Here is a 1136-nt window from a genome sequence, read left to right on the forward strand (position 1 = left end):
ACAGAAACTTTTTGAATTCCAACGATATCTAGCCAACGTCCTAACATTTCCGACAAATCGGGAAGCTCTAATGTTCCAGCAGAAATTCCGGTATCTCGATTGGTAATTTGTTGATTTGCGCCCATAGATGGCAAGTCGATTAAAATCACTGGGCCACTTTCAAATAGTTGTTCAACACAATATTTATACGAGTTAAAATTTTGAAAAGCACCGCCAACAATCACAATCGGTGTTTTGTGAATCGTTTGTGGGTCTGCAATCGCCATGTATTCAATTTTCCAACCGTCAATCCATGTGGTACGAGCTGGCTGTTTAAAACTATCTCTATGGTAGATATCGAAAAACCCAAAACCGGCATAAGCTTGGTTTATCTCCGAATCCATTTGAATAATGGAATTCATATCCTTGCTTCCTCCTTGCTGTAATTTTTTTATGCTGCAAGAGTTCCTTCTTGAACACGTAATCTTTTATGCACAAATCTTTAAAATTTGTATTTGTTTGTATTGCACAATAACATTCTAAACAATTGTCTGAAATATACGCAATCGCTGAATTGACCGCTCATCCTGTTTAAGCCGCGAATAGTTTGCAAAATATTTAAATGTTTTTTTATAGCGGTCACATTTTTGAAAAAAAGCCATTCATTGTTCCGCATTTGACTGCTACTATCGTAGTCATTGGTAAATGATTAAAAAATGCTATGCAAGATTCAATTGAACAATATATGCAAAAAGTTGGGCAACAAGCACGTGATGCTTCACGCGTCTTAACAAGTGCTTCTACCTCACTTAAAAATCATGCGCTCTCTGCTATTTATACTGCATTGGAAAACAACCAAGCAGCTATCTTGGCGGCGAATCAAATCGACATGGAAAAAGGCCGTAGCAACCAGCTCGACAGCGCCTTACTTGATCGTCTTGAGCTTACGCCTGCACGTTTTAAAGGGATGTTGCAAGGTTTAAAAGATGTGATCGCGCTTGTGGATCCAATTGGGGAAATTACGGATCTTGCATATCGCCCCACAGGCATTCAAATTGGGAAAATGCGTGTACCTCTATGTGTCGTTGGTATGATTTACGAATCACGTCCAAATGTCACACTTGAAGCTGCATCTTTAGCAATTAAATCGGGCAATG

At 39.0% G+C, this 1136-nt stretch carries 1 protein-coding gene and 1 pseudogene; one reads left to right on the forward strand and one right to left on the reverse strand.

Features of this window, described 5'->3' with window-relative positions:
- A partial coding sequence (locus VXQ92_RS19970; RefSeq protein WP_416682958.1) for an alpha/beta fold hydrolase occupies nucleotides 1–401 on the reverse strand: 401 nt, incomplete at its 3' end.
- A gap of 299 nt (nucleotides 402–700) precedes the next feature.
- On the opposite strand from VXQ92_RS19970, the pseudogene VXQ92_RS19975 reads away from it, so the two are divergent.
- A pseudogene (locus VXQ92_RS19975) lies at nucleotides 701–1136 on the forward strand (gamma-glutamyl-phosphate reductase); the annotation flags it as partial.

The sequence above is a fragment of the Acinetobacter sp. 228 genome (genome assembly GCF_048147885.1).